This is a genomic window from Dyadobacter sp. SG02, assembly GCF_900109045.1.
Taxonomy (GTDB): Bacteria; Bacteroidota; Bacteroidia; order Cytophagales; family Spirosomataceae; genus Dyadobacter.
Window position 1 is genome coordinate 82,859 of sequence record NZ_FNYL01000012.1, and the last position, 16,774, is coordinate 99,632.

General features: G+C 51.0%; 17 protein-coding genes. 12 read left to right on the forward strand and 5 right to left on the reverse strand.

What is annotated here, in order from left to right; translation table 11 throughout:
- The first annotated feature begins 25 nt into the window (after positions 1 to 25).
- From BMW93_RS25205 to BMW93_RS25235, 7 genes are all read left to right on the forward strand, one after another.
- Entirely contained in the window at positions 26 to 703 is a 678-nt protein-coding gene (locus tag BMW93_RS25205) for a response regulator transcription factor (RefSeq protein WP_090382912.1), read from the forward strand.
- A complete protein-coding gene (locus tag BMW93_RS25210) occupies positions 700 to 1,953 on the forward strand; it encodes a HAMP domain-containing sensor histidine kinase (protein WP_090382914.1) in 1,254 nt (417 codons plus the stop codon). The genes BMW93_RS25205 and BMW93_RS25210 overlap by 4 nt, the downstream gene beginning before the upstream one ends.
- 169 nt (positions 1,954 to 2,122) lie before the next feature.
- Positions 2,123 to 3,661, forward strand: a complete 1,539-nt coding sequence (locus BMW93_RS25215; protein WP_229240793.1) for a Do family serine endopeptidase — start codon at positions 2,123 to 2,125, stop codon at positions 3,659 to 3,661.
- A gap of 73 nt (positions 3,662 to 3,734) precedes the next feature.
- Positions 3,735 to 4,307, forward strand: a complete 573-nt coding sequence (locus BMW93_RS25220; protein WP_090382917.1) for a DUF4136 domain-containing protein — start codon at positions 3,735 to 3,737, stop codon at positions 4,305 to 4,307.
- 104 nt (positions 4,308 to 4,411) lie between these two features.
- Positions 4,412 to 5,722: a hypothetical protein gene (locus tag BMW93_RS25225; RefSeq protein WP_090382919.1), complete on the forward strand. Its 1,311-nt coding sequence runs from the start codon at positions 4,412 to 4,414 to the stop codon at positions 5,720 to 5,722.
- A 157-nt stretch (positions 5,723 to 5,879) separates the two neighbouring features.
- Complete coding sequence (locus tag BMW93_RS25230; RefSeq protein ID WP_229240795.1) at positions 5,880 to 6,449, forward strand: REP-associated tyrosine transposase; 570 nt, start codon at positions 5,880 to 5,882, stop codon at positions 6,447 to 6,449.
- Between the two features lie 176 nt (positions 6,450 to 6,625).
- On the forward strand, positions 6,626 to 7,267 hold the full coding sequence (locus BMW93_RS25235) for an HAD family hydrolase (RefSeq protein WP_090382924.1): 642 nt from the start codon (positions 6,626 to 6,628) through the stop codon (positions 7,265 to 7,267).
- Here BMW93_RS25235 and BMW93_RS25240 read toward each other — a convergent pair whose 3' ends face one another.
- Complete coding sequence (locus BMW93_RS25240) at positions 7,268 to 7,768, reverse strand: DinB family protein (protein ID WP_090382927.1); 501 nt, start codon at positions 7,766 to 7,768, stop codon at positions 7,268 to 7,270.
- 96 nt (positions 7,769 to 7,864) lie between these two features.
- Between BMW93_RS25240 and BMW93_RS25245 the strand changes: the two genes are divergently transcribed.
- Entirely contained in the window at positions 7,865 to 8,416 is a 552-nt protein-coding gene (locus tag BMW93_RS25245) for an NADAR family protein (protein WP_090382929.1), read from the forward strand.
- Positions 8,417 to 8,465: 49 nt separating this feature from the next.
- Here BMW93_RS25245 and BMW93_RS25250 read toward each other — a convergent pair whose 3' ends face one another.
- Positions 8,466 to 9,260, reverse strand: coding sequence for a class I SAM-dependent methyltransferase (locus tag BMW93_RS25250; RefSeq protein WP_090382932.1), 795 nt, complete (start codon positions 9,258 to 9,260; stop codon positions 8,466 to 8,468).
- A gap of 201 nt (positions 9,261 to 9,461) precedes the next feature.
- Between BMW93_RS25250 and BMW93_RS25255 the strand changes: the two genes are divergently transcribed.
- The 4 genes from BMW93_RS25255 (at position 9,462) to map (ending at position 12,538) form a co-directional block, all read left to right on the forward strand.
- Entirely contained in the window at positions 9,462 to 10,277 is an 816-nt protein-coding gene (locus BMW93_RS25255; RefSeq protein ID WP_090382933.1) for a helix-turn-helix domain-containing protein, read from the forward strand.
- 73 nt (positions 10,278 to 10,350) lie between these two features.
- On the forward strand, positions 10,351 to 10,824 hold the full coding sequence (locus BMW93_RS25260) for a VOC family protein (protein WP_218147736.1): 474 nt from the start codon (positions 10,351 to 10,353) through the stop codon (positions 10,822 to 10,824).
- Positions 10,825 to 10,972: 148 nt separating this feature from the next.
- Entirely contained in the window at positions 10,973 to 11,758 is a 786-nt protein-coding gene (locus BMW93_RS25265) for a DUF3050 domain-containing protein (protein ID WP_090382936.1), read from the forward strand.
- Between the two features lie 15 nt (positions 11,759 to 11,773).
- Positions 11,774 to 12,538: a type I methionyl aminopeptidase gene (gene map, locus BMW93_RS25270; RefSeq protein WP_090382940.1), complete on the forward strand. Its 765-nt coding sequence runs from the start codon at positions 11,774 to 11,776 to the stop codon at positions 12,536 to 12,538.
- Here the strand turns inward: map and BMW93_RS25275 are convergent, their stop codons facing one another.
- From BMW93_RS25275 to BMW93_RS25285, 3 genes are all read right to left on the reverse strand, one after another.
- Positions 12,539 to 13,228 (reverse strand): hypothetical protein, encoded by a 690-nt coding sequence (locus BMW93_RS25275; RefSeq protein ID WP_090382944.1) that lies wholly within the window; start codon positions 13,226 to 13,228, stop codon positions 12,539 to 12,541.
- A 136-nt stretch (positions 13,229 to 13,364) separates the two neighbouring features.
- Entirely contained in the window at positions 13,365 to 14,213 is an 849-nt protein-coding gene (locus BMW93_RS25280; RefSeq protein WP_090382946.1) for an AraC family transcriptional regulator, read from the reverse strand.
- Entirely contained in the window at positions 14,173 to 16,698 is a 2,526-nt protein-coding gene (locus BMW93_RS25285) for a M1 family aminopeptidase (RefSeq protein WP_090382949.1), read from the reverse strand. Before BMW93_RS25285 ends, BMW93_RS25280 begins: the two co-directional genes overlap by 41 nt.
- Positions 16,699 to 16,774: the final 76 nt, after the last annotated feature.

Consider the following 16,774-nt stretch of genomic DNA (forward strand, 5'->3'; position numbering starts at 1 on the left):
TTTCATTTGCACAAACATCACTGCTATGAAACTGCTGCTCATTGAAGACGAAAAAGCGCTGGCTACCAGCATACAAAACTATTTTCAGCGCGAAAACTTCATTTGCGAATGGGCGGCGGATTACCGGACGGCCGTGGAGAAGATCAATATTTACCGGTACGATTGCGTGCTGGTGGATTTGATGCTGCCCGATGGCGATGGTCTGGACGCCGTTCGGGAGCTGAAACGGACCTTCCCGGAGACGGGTATCATCATTATTTCAGCCAAAAACTCGCTCGACGACCGCATTACCGGCCTGAACCTCGGCTCGGACGATTACCTGACCAAGCCATTCCACCTTTCGGAGCTCAATGCGCGCGTGCAGGCTGTCATACGCAGGCGAAGCTTTCAGGGCAGCCAGCAAATACGTTTCGGGAAAATCCAGATCGATCCGCAGGAGCATTTGGTACTCGTAGATCAGCAGGAAATTGTGCTCACGCGCAAGGAATACGACCTGCTCGTGTACCTGATCGCCAACAAAAACCGCGTGCTGACCAAGGAATCCATCGCCGAGCACCTCTGGGGCGACGATGCGGATTTAATGGACAATTTTGATTTTATATACACACACATTAAAAACCTGCGAAAGAAGCTCATGGACAAGGGCTGCCCCGATTACCTGAAATCCATTTACGGCGTCGGCTATAAATTCAGCGAGCAATGAAACTGCTGGAACGCATTCTCAAATACCAGATTATCACCTCGTTGTGCGTGCTCACCCTGGGCGCCATATTGTTCTATTTTTCAGTCGATTACCTGATAGACAGGGAAGTGAACAAAGAGCTGATGCGCAGCAAGTCGAAGGTAAGCTGGCAGTTGCGGCATATCGACGAACTGCCCGTGTACATCCTGCAACTCGGCGACAGCCTGCAACTCGATCAGGTACGCTATCCGGGGCAAATGGTGCTGGTGGAGCGTAAGTTGTTCAACGAGTTTGAAAACGAATACCAGCCCTACCGGCAACTGATCTTCTACGAACGCGTCGAAGGAGGCTGGTACCGGGTGACAATCAGCAAGTTACTAGCCCAGCGAAAGCAGTTACTGGAAGCAGTAGTAATGACCGTGACGTTCATTGTGGCATTACTCCTGGTATCCCTGCTTGTGCTGAACAGCTGGCTTTCCCGCCGGCTCTGGCGGCCGTTTTACAAGACTTTGCGTGCTTTGGATTCGTACGAGGTCGAGAAACACGAGGTACTTACTTTTCCCAAACAGCATACCGTCGAATTTGAGCAGTTGAACCAGTCGGTGACACAATTTACGGACCGCCTTGCCGCAACTTACCAGAACCTGAAAGAATTTACCGAGAATGCCTCGCATGAAATACAGACGCCCCTGGCGGTGATTTTATCCAAAATTGAAGGGCTGTTTCAGGATGAGAGCCTGAAAGAGTCGCAACTGGTGGCACTATCGGAAATCAGCGAAGCGGCCAACCGGCTTGCCAAGCTGAACCAGGCATTATTATTGCTTACCAAGATTGAAAACCGGCAGTTTTTGGCGGGAACCGAACCGATCAGCCTGGTACCGATCATCAACCGGAAACTCCGCGATCTGGAAGATTTGATCGAGCAGCGGGAGATTACCGTCAAAACGGACATCGAACCAACGGGACCGGTAATGCACCCGGCATTGGCGGAAGTACTGGTCAATAATTTGCTGACCAATGCGATACGGTACAACGTAAATGGGGGAACGATTGATATTATGCTCAATGCGGGCAAGCTGGTCGTGCGCAACACCGGGGCGCCGATCCATATCGACCCGGAGCTGATGTTCGAACGGTTCCGGAAAGAAGGCACGCATTCGGCCTCGCTCGGGTTAGGGCTCGCATTGGCCAAAACGATCTGTCAGGTGAACGGGCAAACGCTCACTTACGAAACCGACGGTCCGTGGCACATTCTCACGGTGACCTGGTAACGATATCAAAATTTTTCATGGCTAGTAGTGAATAAAGGGAGGGTTTCTGACTCTCCTTTTTTTATGTATTTCAAAAAAAATTGCAACTACAAATTGTCTTCAGAATTCACACAGAATTGCCACAGGATCGCTACTGAAATTTGAACAACACTTAATCAATTTAATAGCGATGACAACAACCCGTAGTTTCAGAAAAATAGCAACAGTAGCCCTCGCATCCGCATTACTGGGCGGAACCTCCTACGCTACGTACGAACATTTTGGCAAACCCGATACCATTTCGACCTGGGTAAATAATGCGACCCCGTTTATGAAAGCCCGGCTGGACGGTAAGTCAGGCGCGGTAACGACCGGCGCGGAAGCTACCGCCGGCCCGGCGGCGATGATCCCCGCCGACTTTTCCTTCGCTTCCAAAAAAGCCACCGCAGCCGTGGTACACATTAAATCGACCTTGAAACCTGAGCGTACCGTCAGTCAAATGCAGATACCGGAAGAGTTCAGGGATTTCTTCGGCGGTCGCAGCCCGTTTGGTCAACAGGCACCCGAAGGCAAAATGGAGAAACCGCAAGCTACCGGCTCGGGCGTGATCATCAATCCCGACGGCTACATCGTGACCAACAACCACGTGATCCAGGGCGCCGAAACACTGGAAGTGACCCTCGCCGACAAGCATACTTACAAGGCGAAAGTGATCGGCAGCGACCCGAATACCGACATCGCATTGATCAAGATCGATGCGAAAAATCTGCCCGCATTGTCCTTCGGCAACTCCGAGAATGTACAGGTGGGGCAATGGGTACTGGCAGTTGGTAACCCTTACAATCTGACCTCGACCGTTACTGCGGGCATTGTGAGCGCGAAAGGACGCAGCATTAACATCCTCGGCGAGAATGCGAAGGCGCCGATCGAATCCTTCATTCAAACCGACGCGGCGGTGAACCCCGGCAACTCCGGCGGTGCATTGGTGGATTTGAATGGTAACCTGATCGGTATCAATACCGCCATTGCCAGTCAAACAGGCTCGTTTGCCGGTTATTCGTTCGCGGTCCCTTCGAGCATTGCCCACAAAGTGGTGGAAGATATTTCCAAATTCGGTTCCGTGCAACGTGGGTACCTGGGTGTAGGCATCAGCGAAGTAGATGCGGCGAAAGTCAAATCGTTTGACCTGAAAGTGGATGAAGGCGTACGCGTAGAGAATTTTGCGGATGAAAGTGCCGCGAAAGAGGCCGGCATCAAAATCGGCGATGTGATCACCCAAATCGACGGCCATGCCATTACCAGCGTACCGCAATTGCAGGAAGCCATCGCCCAGCACAAACCATCCGACAAAGTGTCCGTGAATGTGAACCGCGATGGCGTTGAAAAAGTGGTAACCGTTACGTTGAAGGGCATTTCGGAACCTTCCGTAGCCGACCGCTCGTCGTCCGCCGTCATGGAGCAACTGGGCATCGAGTTGAAAGACCTGACCAATCAGCAGAAAAAAGAGTACGGAATCGGTTCCGGCGCGCAGGTAACCTCGATTAATGCAGGCAAAATCCGCCAGGGTACCGATATGGAAGAAGGTTTTGTAATAACTAAAATCGATAAAACACCGGTTGCCAATGCCCGTGAAGCAGTGAAAATGCTGCAAGGCAAAAAAGGCGGGGTGATGATCGAAGGGCTTTATCCCGGCAACGATGAAACCCAATATTTTGCCATCGGCTTATAGTAAACCCCGGCCTTCCGGGTTAAGCACCTGGAAAATGCGTTTCCCGGAAGGCCTTTTAAAATGACCCATTCAAATGAAAAAGAACCTGATTTTGTTGGGAATGCTGACTGTGCTGGGCAGTATGGTGCTCGCGCAAAGTCCCCAACAGCCCACTTCCGGCAAGGCATTGACTTACAACTGGATTGTCCCAGACATGAAAACCAACCAGAACCCGATGTACGCCAGTTCGTTTTCGCGCCACCGCATTCAGAACGCCTTCGACAAGGCATTGGAAAGCCGGGGCCTTATGCGAAATACCCAACACCCCGACCTGCTCCTGCAATTCCACACGTACACACAACGCGTGCGTAAGAACTACTACGGTGGCGGGGGCTATCCGTTCGGGGCGTACCCGATGATGGGCTGGGGCCGTTTCGGCTGGGGATATCCCTACTACGGCGGTTTCGGCGGATACGGATTCGGAGGTTACCCCTATTCCAGCACCGGCACCGACGGTACTTTGATCCTCGATGTGGTGGATACCAAAACCGGGGATATTATCTGGCAAAAAGCGATTTCGGGAGACGTGAGCAATCCGAACCGGCTTGAAAAACAAATCAATAAGGGTGTTAAAAAACTAATGAAAAACTTTCCCGCACGGGGATAATGTTTTTCATTAACGCCCGAATCTTCAATATTTCAACAGAATCGCAGGGTACCTTGGTATCATCAAAAGTCAAAGAAGCTATTCAATTTTAACAGCTTAATACCATGAAACCGCTTCATTTGTTTGCCACTATTCTGCTCTCCGCCGCCAGCCTTACCGGTTACGGCCAGGATGATCAAATGGTTAGTAACGCGCAACAAAACATTGTCACTGACCAGAGCCTGCTTAAAGCCATTGCACCGTACGACGACGGCGTCCGCAATGATATTCTCGTAGCTACCCAATACCCCGACGTGCTCGGCAAACTGGCCGGTATCCGGGAGAAAAGCAGCACAGGTTTTCAGCAAATCATTCAGAATTACCCTCAAAAGAAACAAAGCTGGTTTTACGAAGTCAGCCGCTACCCCGAACTGATGCACAGGTTGGCGACACTGCCACGCAAAACTTCACGCGAAGCGATCGACGGAATGCTGGCGAATGTGAATCCCACTCCAGAGCTGAAAGAAGCCGCCTGGAAGTTGTACAATAACCACCACAACGACCTGGTGAAAGTCGATAACCTCAACGAAGAAGCCGGCAACTCCTTCCAAAGCATGATCGCCCTGCTCAACCCCGACGCGCAGCAGGCATTCAGAACCCTGGAAGAAATGCCCGACGTACTTTCGCTCCTGAACGATCACTCCGACCTCGTAACCCGCCTCGGTGAGCGTTTCAAAGACAACCCGGCCGACGTACGCAACGACCTTGCGGCCATCCATGACCAGGTCGAAGCCCAAAACAAGGAAGAGCTGGCCTCCTACCAGGATGAATTGAAACAAAATCCGCAGGCCATGCAGGAACTTAGTCAGGCCTCGCAGGAATACGCGTCTCAGGGTGGTTACAGCTATCCCGCGCCCACCGGTGACAAGGTAGTGAACTACGGCAGCCCTTATTCTTACTGGTTTGGCTACCCTTATTGGTACGGCTCCCCGATGTGGTATCCCGGTTTGTACGGCTATGGTTCCGGCTTCTATTTCGGACTCGGCGGCTATCCGATGGTATATGCAATGCCTTCACTGGGCTTTTCGAGATGGTTCTTCGGCGGCGCCTACCGGTACTATCCACACCTGTACCGCCAATACGACCACTACTACCGCACGATCGCCCCACGGCATTATGGCTATTCGCCCAGAACCGCCTTTATCGGTTCAGCTGCGAGACATTTCAATCCGTCGGTCGGCACACGCTCTTATTTGTTCGATAGAGGTCAGGCAATGCGCTCAGCTTCCCGTTCTTCGCAAAGCTATCGTCCCGTGCCGCGGAGTAATTCGTACAGTGCCCCTTCCCGTTCCTATGGCTCATTTGGAGGCCGGACATTTAATGGTGGTGGCGGTGGATTTAGCCGGGGTGGTGGATTTCACGGAGGAAGACGGTAATTTAATGCGCACTGGTTTGAAGGTGCACCTTCAAACTTACTATTCGCAGGCCTCCGGCCGGTCAGTACCATCCAGGCGTATTGACCGGCCGGAGGCCTGCGAATAGTAAGCACGAACGTCTACGTTCGTGCCAGCGCCTCCTTAGCACAGTACTACATTGTGTTACCTTTTCAGCAACACTTCGTATCAAGAGGAAAAAGCTATGTCTGAAAAGTACAGATTCTTCAAAGGTGGCTTGTTCTTCGTCACCATGACAGTCGTTGGTTGGATAGATGTTTTCAGCCGTAAACGCTATGCCGATGAGATCATCAAAAATCTCAACTATTGCATTGATTACAAGGGCCTGCAAGTGTATGAATTCGTAATCATGACCAATCACATCCATATGATATGTTCGGCGAAAGATGGCGATGTGAGCAAAATTATCAAGGATTTTAAGAGTTTTACCGCCAAGGAAATTATCCGGCTCATTCAGAAAAACAAGCGGGAAAGCCGGCGGGAATGGTTGCTTTATATGTTCAGGTATTTTGCCAAGGGTACCAGTCCAAAATGTGAGTTCCAGTTCTGGATCCATCGTAATCATCCCATTAGTCTGGAATCAAATCATTTTATCAGGCAAAAATCTAACTATATCTTGTACAATCCTGTGAAAGCTGGGATTGTGGCGGAGCCGCAACATTATATTTACAGCAGCGCCAATCCTGATACTAAGCTGAAATTAAGTTAGATGCTGGCGAAGCTGGTTTGAAGGTGCACCTTCAAACTTACTATTCGCAGGCCTCTGGCCGGTCAGTATCATCCAGGCGTATTGACCGGCCGGAGGCCTGCGAATAGTAAGCGCGAACGTCTACGTTCGCGCCATTCGTTATATTTACCGCCGAACCTTTACACTTTCTACCTATTATGCAGATCAGCGATCTCAAAATCCTCTTTTTCGACATTGGTGGCGTCCTCCTAAGCAACGGGTGGGGCCACGAATCCCGCATTCTGGCGGCGGAGAAATTCGGGCTTAATTACAAGGAGATGGACCAGCTCCATAACTTTATTTTCAATGTCTACGAGATCGGGAGCGTGAATCTCGATCAGTATCTCGACACGGTAATTTTCAATCATCCGCGCGATTTCGTCCGGGAAGACTTCAAGGAATTCATGTATGCGCAGTCGGTGGAATTGCCCGGCATGCTTGCATGGCTCAAAGAATGGAAGAAGGACTGCGGTTTCCGCATCATTTCCATCAATAATGAAGGAAAAGAGCTGAACGATTACCGCGTCCAGAAATTTAAGCTGCATACCTGCTTCGATGCCTTCATTTCGTCGTGCGAGGTGAAAATGCGTAAGCCCGACCCGCGCATATTCGAATTGGCCATGGGCATCGCGCAGGCAACACCCAGCCAGTGCGTGTATTTCGACGACCGCATTATGTTTGCCAATATGGCCAAAAACCTCGGCCTTCGCGCGTACCAGCACACGACCTTCGAATCGACGAAGGAAATCCTCGAAGAATTGAAAAAGGAACAATTCGACCGTTTCGGCCCGCCGCGCTGATCAGAATGTCCGGTCGTCTGCCGAGGGGCCGTAAATGGATGGAACCGCAATTTCGTTCAGCCGCATGTAAACCGTGAGCTGGCCGCGATGATGCACCCAGTGGTTGATCGTCGAACCGATTCCCTCGCGTTTGGGCTGGGTAAATAGTACCTGGCCCTGACGTTTCAAATAGAATGGCGCATCGAGGTCGTCGTCGGAAATTCCTTCCAGCGATTTTTTGGCACCATTAAAAACTTCCTCAAAATGGCCCACCAATTCCTCGCTGGTGGAAAATTCGAAACGTTTGTAAGTGGCAAAATCCACTTCGCCCTGTTCGATCATAAAAGTTATCCAAAGGGGGATTTCCGCTACCAATAGCGTGAGGTAGCCCATTTCCATCGAGGTAGGATGCGGTTTGTAACTAAATAATGTCACCGGAATGCGTTCCAGGCATTTGCGGGTCGAAGTATACTCCGCTTCCAGTTCTTTGATATAGGCGTCCACTAAGGTTCTGTTGCTCATAGCGTTGTTCGTTTTTTCAGGAAGGCCCTAAAAAATAATGCCTTCGTTCTCACAGCCAAAATCCGCCATCACCAGGGATCTTTTTTATTTTGCAAGATGAAGTACGACCTCGACTGGCTCTTGAAGGGATGGGAAGTGGAGCCCAAAATTAAATTCCTCCATTTCTGGGGGCATCAGCCCGCCCGAAACGGCCAGGTCACCCAATCGTGTCTGAGCCAGTGGTGGCCGTCGGCCATGACCATCGGCGATGTGGTATACCGCACCGCCGAGCATTGGATGATGGCCGAAAAAGCAAGGCTGTTTGGCAACGACGTCCTGAGGGAACGGATTATAGCCTGTTCATCGCCAGGCGAAGCAAAGGCACTGGGCAGGATGGTTGAAAATTTTGACGAACAAACCTGGGTAATGCACCGCCAATCCATCGTTCTGACGGGCAGCATTCAAAAATTCACTCAAAACCCCGGGCTCGGTTTATACCTTTTGAATACCTCGGATAGAATCCTGGTGGAAGCGAGCCCCGTCGATCCCGTTTGGGGAATCGGACTGGCGGCCGACGACCCGCGTGCACATAATCCGGCGCAATGGGAGGGCCTCAATCTGCTCGGGTTTGCATTGATGGAAACACGGGATCGGCTGGCGAACCGCTAGCATATATACGTCGCGATTCGCCGCTATTGATATTGCTCCGAATGGCGTATCAAACCGTCAGTATCGCAATGCTGGTGCCTCCAATATGCCGTATACCCCTGAACCGCGCATCGCGCTCGTAGAGCTCGTTCAGTGCCGTCCATACGCCCGGCCAATTGGTGTAGTCGTGCCAGATGATGAGGCCACCTTTGCGTATGATTGTGAACACTTTCTCGCTGTCATTGAGCACGTACTCGTAAGCGTGCGAGCCATCGATAAACGCCACATCTACGGAATTGCGGTATTCTTCAAAGTCGAAAGAGGCCGAGTCGCCAAACACCTGCCGAATTTTCGATGCCGCGGGATGCCCGATAAAACGTCCACCCGACACCTCTTTTTTGACATACCGCACCTCCCCTTCTTCGATTTCCATTTTCGTGGAAGCCAGTTCTTCGGCGGGCAGGTCAAGCGTAACGATCTCGGTATCAGTATCGCTGTTCAGCGCCATATTCAATGTAGTGCGGCCCTCGAATGTGCCGATCTCGAAGATGCGGCGGGGGTTCCACTTTTTGACGAGGTTACTGATGACTTTCAGCTCGAACTCGGTAGTGTGCCCGAAGCCACATTCGTAAACGCCTTCATAGGCCGCCGAATCACCACCGAAAAGCTCGAAAACATCGGTTTTAGGAATGATAAACGGGTCGACAGGCGTGCTGTCACCGGACGGTTGCTGCCCGTTATAACTGTTGTACAATTTCAGCAGCTCATCCCGGGAACCGGAATTCAGCATGCCGACCGTGAGGGTATATCCGACTCTTTTTAAAACGCCTGCATACAAACGGAGGTTATCGAGTGCTTTGCTCATACATGCATATGTGTTAAATTGAACGATTCGGGGCTAAACGCAAAATTTCGGTCAGAGCCTGCGCGCCCGGTTTGCAAGACACAGCAGACAAACGAGAGAAGATATTGATTTACAAGTAAATACATATTTAACACATTTCAAAACTTGTGCCAGATCAGCTAGTTAACGTCCTTCGGCAAGTTTTCAAACGGTGGGAACACGATGTATAAAACCCCAGATATCCGCGGACTGTATATGCCGGTCCAGCCGACGGTCAAACAATCGGCGGCGTGCGTTACCTACCAGGAATTCCTTCCGGATATGGCCTTGCAGCGCTTTATTTACTGCTATTGGCAATTGCGGACGACGGAACCGCTGGACGAGCCTTTCATTTACCGCGTCGTCGCCGATGGCTGTATCGATATCTTTTTCGAGCTGAATAACCCTGTCGAAAATTTTGTCATGGGTTTTTGCAAAAAATACACGGAGTTTCCGCTTGAAAATAATTTCGACTATGTGGGTGTACGGTTTTTACCCACGATGTTCCCACAAATCTTCAAAATCAATGCGGCGGAATTGAGCAATCGTTTTGAAAATCTGCAAGTTGTAATCCCCGAAACGGCGCAATTCATTGCCTCAACGTTCGAACCGGGATTATCTGCTCCGGAAATAAAACGCCGGTTCGACGGCTACTTCCTGGATTTCGTTGCAGGCATCGATTTCAACCACGATCCCCGCTTCTATGGCGCATTGGCGGCAATCCTACGGAACTTCGGCGTGCTGAATGTCGAAAAGGACCTCGATACCGGCCTCAGCCCACGACAGCTTCGCCGGCTTTTCGAATATTACGTCGGCGACTCGGCCAAGACGTTCAGCCAGGTGGTACGCTTCCAGAATATCCTCCGGGCAAAACCTTCGCAGCAAAGCCTCCGCGAAAACAAGTTGTTTTACGATAACGGCTATTACGACCAGGCCCATTTCATCAAAGAATTTAAAAACCTTTACGGTGTGACGCCCGGCAAAGCGTTCGGAAGGTGATTTTGTCCGTTTTTTACAATCCTGGCTCACAGCCCCGGCCGAAATTTGTACTATCAACAAAACGGACGGCATTATGAAACGGCTCATCACACTTTTCGCATTGGCGTGCATTTGCGCGAATGCATTCTCCCAAACCAATCCATCAACGCTAACCAGACACAAAATGAAACTGAACGCAGGCATCGTCACTTCCAAACTCGCTGAAACCAAAGCATTTTACACCCAGAAACTGGGCTTCGGCGTCACATTCGAAAACGAGTTCTACCTGCTGCTGCACACGCCCGGCGGCGCATCTGAACTCAGCTTCCTGCTGCCCGACCACCCTTCGCAGCAGCCATTATTTCACAAGGCTTTCCAGGGGCAGGGCATGTACCTGACCATTGAAGTGGAAGATGTCGACAAACTTTATAAAGAACTGAAAGACAAAGGGGTAACAATCCAAATCGAGCTTCGCGACGAACCCTGGGGCGACAGGCATTTCGCGATCTCCGATCCGAACGGGATTGGTATCGATCTCGTCAAATATTCGCCGCAGCAGGAAAAATAGGCCAAAAGCAGGATGCAGGCGCCCTTGGTTCGCTTGCATCCTGCTTTCAATAACTCGCGGCAAACCAGCTGTACCCGGTTCTATTTATTTGCAAAAATTCGAACAAACCTTCTCAAACAACGGTTGAGAAAAAAGAACTATGCAAATAATGAACAACTACATTACCAGAATCCAGCAGAACATTGAGCCGCTCCGGCAACAGATCATCCAGCACAAAGTTTATTCGGTTATCAATGACATCGAAGACCTCAAAGTATTCACAAAATACCATGTGTACGCGGTCTGGGATTTTATGTCGTTGCTCAAATCGCTTCAAAACAGCCTCACCTGCACGTCCGTACCCTGGTTTCCGACCGGAGACGGCGAAACGCGCAACCTTATCAACGAAATCGTGGCCGGCGAAGAGTCAGACGTCGATGTAGAAGGGAATTTCAAAAGCCATTTCGAGCTCTACCTCGACGCCATGGCGCAATGCGGTGCCGATACCACCGAAATCGGGAAGTTTATCGAAGTACTGCGCGAAACGGGCGATTTTGAAAAGGCATTCGATGCGGCAGGTACACCGGAAAAAGCCCGCGAATTCGTTCGTTTCACATTCGATACGATCGGCTCCGGCAAAGATTACCTGCAAGCCGCTACTTTTACCTTCGGGCGCGAGGACCTCATTCCCGGCATGTTCATGTCGATTATCGAAGACATCCACCGCAATTTCCCCGACAGTATTTCCATTTTTAAATACTACCTTGAAAGGCATATCGAAGTCGACGGCGACCACCACAGCCACCTCGCCCTGCAAATGACAGCCAATCTCTGCGGCGACAACGAGGCATTCTGGCAGGAAGCTGAAAAAGCAACTATCGTCTCACTGGAAAGGCGCATTGCGTTGTGGGATGGGGTTTATGAAGAAATAGCGAAGGAAAATATTGTGAAGTAACCGGTATACTCAACCATGTCAATTTCAAAAGAATCCGAACTAACCGGCATGCAGGAAGCCAGCCGCGCGGTAGCCACCACTTTACGCGCGATGCGTGAGCATGCGAAGCCCGGTATGACGGCCAGGGAACTCGACGATTTCGGGGGCGAAATGCTGAACAGCTTAGGCGCCAAGTCGGCACCTAAACTGACGTACGGCTTTCCGGGCTGGACCTGCATTAGTGTCAACAACGAAGTCGCGCACGGCGTACCGTCCGAGACGAAAGTTTTGCAGGAAGGTGATTTGATAAACATCGACGTTTCCGCCGAACTGAATGGCTTCTGGTCCGATAATGGCGGATCATTTGTATTGGGTGAGGATATTCATGGCCACAATAAGCTGGTGAATGCTTCGAAACGCATCCTGAACAAGGCGCTCAGCCAGATTAAAGGCGGTGTAAAGATTTCCGAAATCGGCCGGCTGATTGAAACAGAAGCCAAAAAGTCGGGCTATAAGGTTATTAAAAACCTGGCCGGCCACGGTGTGGGCCGCAGCCTGCACGAGGAGCCGCATGAAATTCTCAATTACTATGATCGCTACAATACGACGCGTTTCCGCAAAAACAGCGTCGTGGCGATCGAAACGTTCATTTCAACCGTCTCTTCAAGCACCGCTACCGAACGTGACGGCTGGACGCTCGTGGGCTCGCGCGGCGGTTATGTGGCGCAGCACGAGCACACGATCATCGTTACCGACGGCAAACCCGTGATCCTCACGGCTATGAACGGTATTTTCGATTAACTAAGACCAGAAGCCCTGCACCTGAATCCCCAGCGGCGAATCTTCCCGCTTTTTGAGCTCCTTGCGCAACCGGATACAGGTAGGGATATGCCCGGAAATATAGATGTTCGAATTGGCCAGCGGCCTGTCGTTGGTCCATTTGAGCATCGAATGCAGCCCGCCGTCACCGTTCTTCTTTACCGGCTGAATATTCCAGTTGAAATATTCTTTAAACTCCTCGCGGTGGTTCTCGTGGGCGATCGTAATGGCGCCGCTGATCTTGCGCGTACCGGCCAGCTGCTGCAACGCCAGGTAATGCCCGATACTGCTCATATCGCCCAAAACGACCATTTCCCCCGCGTGCGTGGGCCTGTGCATGGTCGCACCCACGCCGACGTACGTAATGCGGTCGCCCGTGCGGAGCGTACGTATCCATTGCGCGCCGGGACCGTCCTGTTCGGCGTGGATATACAGGGTGCAGGTGCGGATATCCTCATCCCAGCCGGCGGGGGTATAATCGCGGTAAATCCCCTCTCCGACGCGTACTTTAATATGCTGGACGCGTTTCCAGCCGCTCATATCCATATCGGGGAAGTGGACGTCCACTTCAAAAAAAGTAGCAGGTTCCCAGGCCCGTATGGCCAGCACGGTTCCCGTCTTTCCAAAGGCATTTTCAAGCAAGTGCAGCGCTTTCTGTTTGATGATGTTCATTTTCCGTGCGATTGGTGTTGTGGTCAGGCTGACGATCCAGCCGAAATTTTACTTTACAAAACAACACGCCCGCGCGAAAAGAATAAAGAGAAAAAGAGGGGTAAAGATTGGACAAATCGCGGTTTTAGCAAAACTACTATTTCCTGAATTCTTCCCGGAACTGCCCGGCCGACTTTCCGGAAACCTTTCGGAACAGCCGTGAAAAGTAAGTGTGATCGTCGTAGCCCAACCCGAATGCGATCTCCTTTATGCTCAAATCGGTATAGTACAGCAATCTTTTAGCCTCCATCATCACTTCGTTCTGTATCCAGTGGCTTACCGGCTGGCCGGAGGTTTCCTTCACCACTTCATTCAGATAGGACGTCGTGATACTCAGCATTCCGGCATATTCGGAAGGACTTTTCACAGTTTTGAAGTGTTGTAACAAAAGTTTGCGGAATTGCGAAGTTATGGCCGACGGCCGCGTTTGCACGGTCCGCTGCAAAATCTCCTTTTCAAAAAGCGAAGTAAAAATACCAAGGCATGTTTTCAGCATCGATTGTATGACCGCCTGCCCGTATTGCGAAGGCGACTCGTAAAATTCCAGCAGCAAATGAAGGCTTCGCATCAGTAAATCGGCCTGCGCGGAATCCAGGCTGACCGGAAAACCATGCAATGCATATTCGTCCACGACGGCCCGGTGGTGTTCGTCGAGCAGGCTCATGTCCACGCCGAGAAACCAACCGTAGGAGCCCTCGGTTTCAAGCGGATAATGCACCTGGCCCGGCATAATGCAAAAAACGCCGCTGCCCCTGAGCTCTATTTCCCGAAAATCGACCATCAGCCGTGCGTGGCCGTCTTCCTGGAAAAAGAAATTCCCGTGATCGTCGCGGTGGGCGTCCATATGCGGCGCATTCATCTGGTTCATCCGGTCGATGCGGTGCAGGGAAATGCCCAGGCCCGACTCATTGCTGAGATAATGCAGGGGAATGCTCTTTTTGGGCATAGGTCTCAGAAAGTTTGACCGAACGATCAAGCAGATCGGTCGCCTGCAAGATTTTGTTTTTCAAAAAGTAAGGGTAATCCGGATGATCCTTCAAAAAGGTTTGCGCGATTTCCGCCGCTTCCGGCGACGAGTGACCTGCGAATGTATTGTGCAGCCAGCGTGTAGGGAAGAAAATATCGCCCGTGAGCTGGATTTCCTGCAAAAGATCGAGCGACGGGTGGAGGTACTTCAATGCACTTTGCGCCCGTAGCGGATGGTGCAGATAGGTCAATGCGTCCAGTACCCAGGCTTCCTTTTCGCGGTTTTGTTCTTTTTTTAGCGTTTCAAAGAATGCGTCGCGGGCTGTCTCGCTGGCGCTCAACGCGGGTATTACAAACTGCATTCTAGCCTTCCGGTCGGGGTTTTTCGTCGCATTCAGCTGCTCACTCAGAATGGCTTTTCCGTCACCTTTTCCTTTCAATGCGAGCTCATAGGCAAGCGAAATCTTGTCTTCTTCGGAAAGTACGAGGCCTTTCACTTCCAGCTTGCCGGTCCAGAGCCCGTGCATTTTCTGCCAGCCGTCGTCCGTCAATGCAACCGCCTTAAATGCGCGGAAATAGGACGTCTGAATGCCTTTGTCCTTCGTGCCGTTCAAGAGCTGCCAAAGTGCCTGCTCGATCCGCTGCTGATGCGCGGCCCGCTGGTTTGCATTCAAAAACACCCACCAGCTGCTTTGCAGATTACCCAATAGATAGTCGACCAGAAGCGGGTTCTGTTCTTTGGGCAATGCATTTAATGTATAGTTTATCAGCTTTTCCGGCGCAGGGCCGTCGCCGCGAAGCAATCCTTCCCAGATATTCACCAGCATTGCTCCTTTGAAAACCGGGTCTGACACGTCCATATCATCATAATGCTCAAAAAACCATGCTTTGGCAGCGGTATCCATTTTAAAATAGCCATAACCTGTTCCGTCACTGTTCGGACAAACCAGGATTTCCGGGCATTGCTGCGCCAGCGAAACGAGCGGTTGCTCCCAGACACGCCCTGATACGGAATCCTTCGCCTGTACAATTTTGAGTTTTTCAACGCTATACTCCGGCATTCCGGGCGTTTTCACCCACACATTGCTCCACGTAGCAATGTCCTCCGTCGTCCGTTTGTCGATAATGCCGATCAGATCGTCCCAACGCGCATTTCCGAATGAATAGGTTTTCAAATACTCACGTAAGCTTTCGCGCATCAGTTTCTCTCCTATTTTCCGCTCCAACTGCCGCATTACAATCGGCGCTTTCATATAAATGATCGCCCCGTAAAGCGTCCCGGCGTTTTTGAGGTTGCCAAGCTGTTGCAAAATCGGGTTGGTACCCGCCGTTCGATCAACCTCGTAAGCATTGGGATAATGCGCGAGCAGAAAACGCAGGTCGTGATTGATTTCCGGAAAGCTCGGATGCACGATCTTGGCCGCCATGAAATTCGCAAACACTTCTTTCAACCACACATCATTGAACCAGTCCATCGTCACCAGGTCGCCGAACCACATATGCGCCGACTCGTGCGCGATTACGCTCGCACGCGCCATGCGCCGGTTCACCGAGGCATTTTCATCGAGAAACAATGCGGGTTCATTGTAAAAAATAGCGCCCGGATGCTCCATTCCGCCATACTGGAACGACGGCAACAGCACAAAATCAAACTTTCCGAACGGATAATCGATCGCCGTGTAATCTTCCAGCCACGCCAGCGATTGGGCGTGCAGCTTAAAAACCTCGTCCCGGTTGCGGTTCACTTTCGAGGTATCTGTTTCCCGGTAGTACATTGTCATCTCCCGGCCGTCCAGCATTCTGGTCTCTTTGAAAAACTTACCCACGGCAAAAGCAAAAAGATATGAACTCACCGGCTTCGTTTCGCCGAATTTGTAAACGCGCTTGCCATTTTCAACCGTTTGGGCGGTCAGCTTACCGTTTGAAACGGCCTCCCAGCCCTCGGGTGTCTTTAAACTCAGTTGATACGACGCTTTCAAATTGGGCTGGTCGAACAGCGGGAAGCAAGTCGAAGCGCGATCCGGCACGAAAAGGGTATACAAATAATCGTCACTCCGGTTCAGCGACTGGTCGCCCGCCGTAAAGTCGATCCCAATCTCGTTTTTACCCTTGTTTAAATGTTTTGCATCAATAACAATATGCTCATTAACAAACTGATACTCCACTTTTTCACCGTCAACACGTACCTCCTTCAAATGCCCGGCATCTGCATTAAAATCCAGCACCAGCGCTGAATCCAGCGCATTCAGCAGGAACGTAATGGTTTCCTTTCCCTCGATCTTCCCAGTCTTACCCGCCGGAATATCCAGCTCGATCTGGTAATGAATGCTATCGATGTGCTGCTTGCGGTACTGGTTCAAAGCGAACGAGACGCCTTTTTCGGGGCCTGGGCTTTGCGGGCGCGTGCAGGCAAATGCTACGCAAATGGCCGCGAGGATAAAAATCAGGGAGCGAGTAAAGGTCATAAGATTAAGAATACGCTCAAAAATAGCACATCCATTTTAATGCAAGACAAATCTCTGTTTCTATTCCGTTACGAGA

Coding starts and splice junctions, on each gene's coding strand:
- BMW93_RS25205 (WP_090382912.1), top strand. CDS start 26: ATGAAACTGCTGCTCATTGAAGACGAAAAAGCGCTGGCTACCAGCATA.
- BMW93_RS25210 (WP_090382914.1), top strand. CDS start 700: ATGAAACTGCTGGAACGCATTCTCAAATACCAGATTATCACCTCGTTG.
- BMW93_RS25215 (WP_229240793.1), top strand. CDS start 2,123: ATGACAACAACCCGTAGTTTCAGAAAAATAGCAACAGTAGCCCTCGCA.
- BMW93_RS25220 (WP_090382917.1), top strand. CDS start 3,735: ATGAAAAAGAACCTGATTTTGTTGGGAATGCTGACTGTGCTGGGCAGT.
- BMW93_RS25225 (WP_090382919.1), top strand. CDS start 4,412: ATGAAACCGCTTCATTTGTTTGCCACTATTCTGCTCTCCGCCGCCAGC.
- BMW93_RS25235 (WP_090382924.1), top strand. CDS start 6,626: ATGCAGATCAGCGATCTCAAAATCCTCTTTTTCGACATTGGTGGCGTC.
- BMW93_RS25240 (WP_090382927.1), bottom strand. CDS start 7,768: ATGAGCAACAGAACCTTAGTGGACGCCTATATCAAAGAACTGGAAGCG.
- BMW93_RS25245 (WP_090382929.1), top strand. CDS start 7,865: ATGAAGTACGACCTCGACTGGCTCTTGAAGGGATGGGAAGTGGAGCCC.
- BMW93_RS25250 (WP_090382932.1), bottom strand. CDS start 9,260: ATGAGCAAAGCACTCGATAACCTCCGTTTGTATGCAGGCGTTTTAAAA.
- BMW93_RS25255 (WP_090382933.1), top strand. CDS start 9,462: ATGTATAAAACCCCAGATATCCGCGGACTGTATATGCCGGTCCAGCCG.
- BMW93_RS25260 (WP_218147736.1), top strand. CDS start 10,351: ATGAAACGGCTCATCACACTTTTCGCATTGGCGTGCATTTGCGCGAAT.
- BMW93_RS25265 (WP_090382936.1), top strand. CDS start 10,973: ATGAACAACTACATTACCAGAATCCAGCAGAACATTGAGCCGCTCCGG.
- map (WP_090382940.1), top strand. CDS start 11,774: ATGTCAATTTCAAAAGAATCCGAACTAACCGGCATGCAGGAAGCCAGC.
- BMW93_RS25275 (WP_090382944.1), bottom strand. CDS start 13,228: ATGAACATCATCAAACAGAAAGCGCTGCACTTGCTTGAAAATGCCTTT.
- BMW93_RS25280 (WP_090382946.1), bottom strand. CDS start 14,213: ATGCCCAAAAAGAGCATTCCCCTGCATTATCTCAGCAATGAGTCGGGC.
- BMW93_RS25285 (WP_090382949.1), bottom strand. CDS start 16,698: ATGACCTTTACTCGCTCCCTGATTTTTATCCTCGCGGCCATTTGCGTA.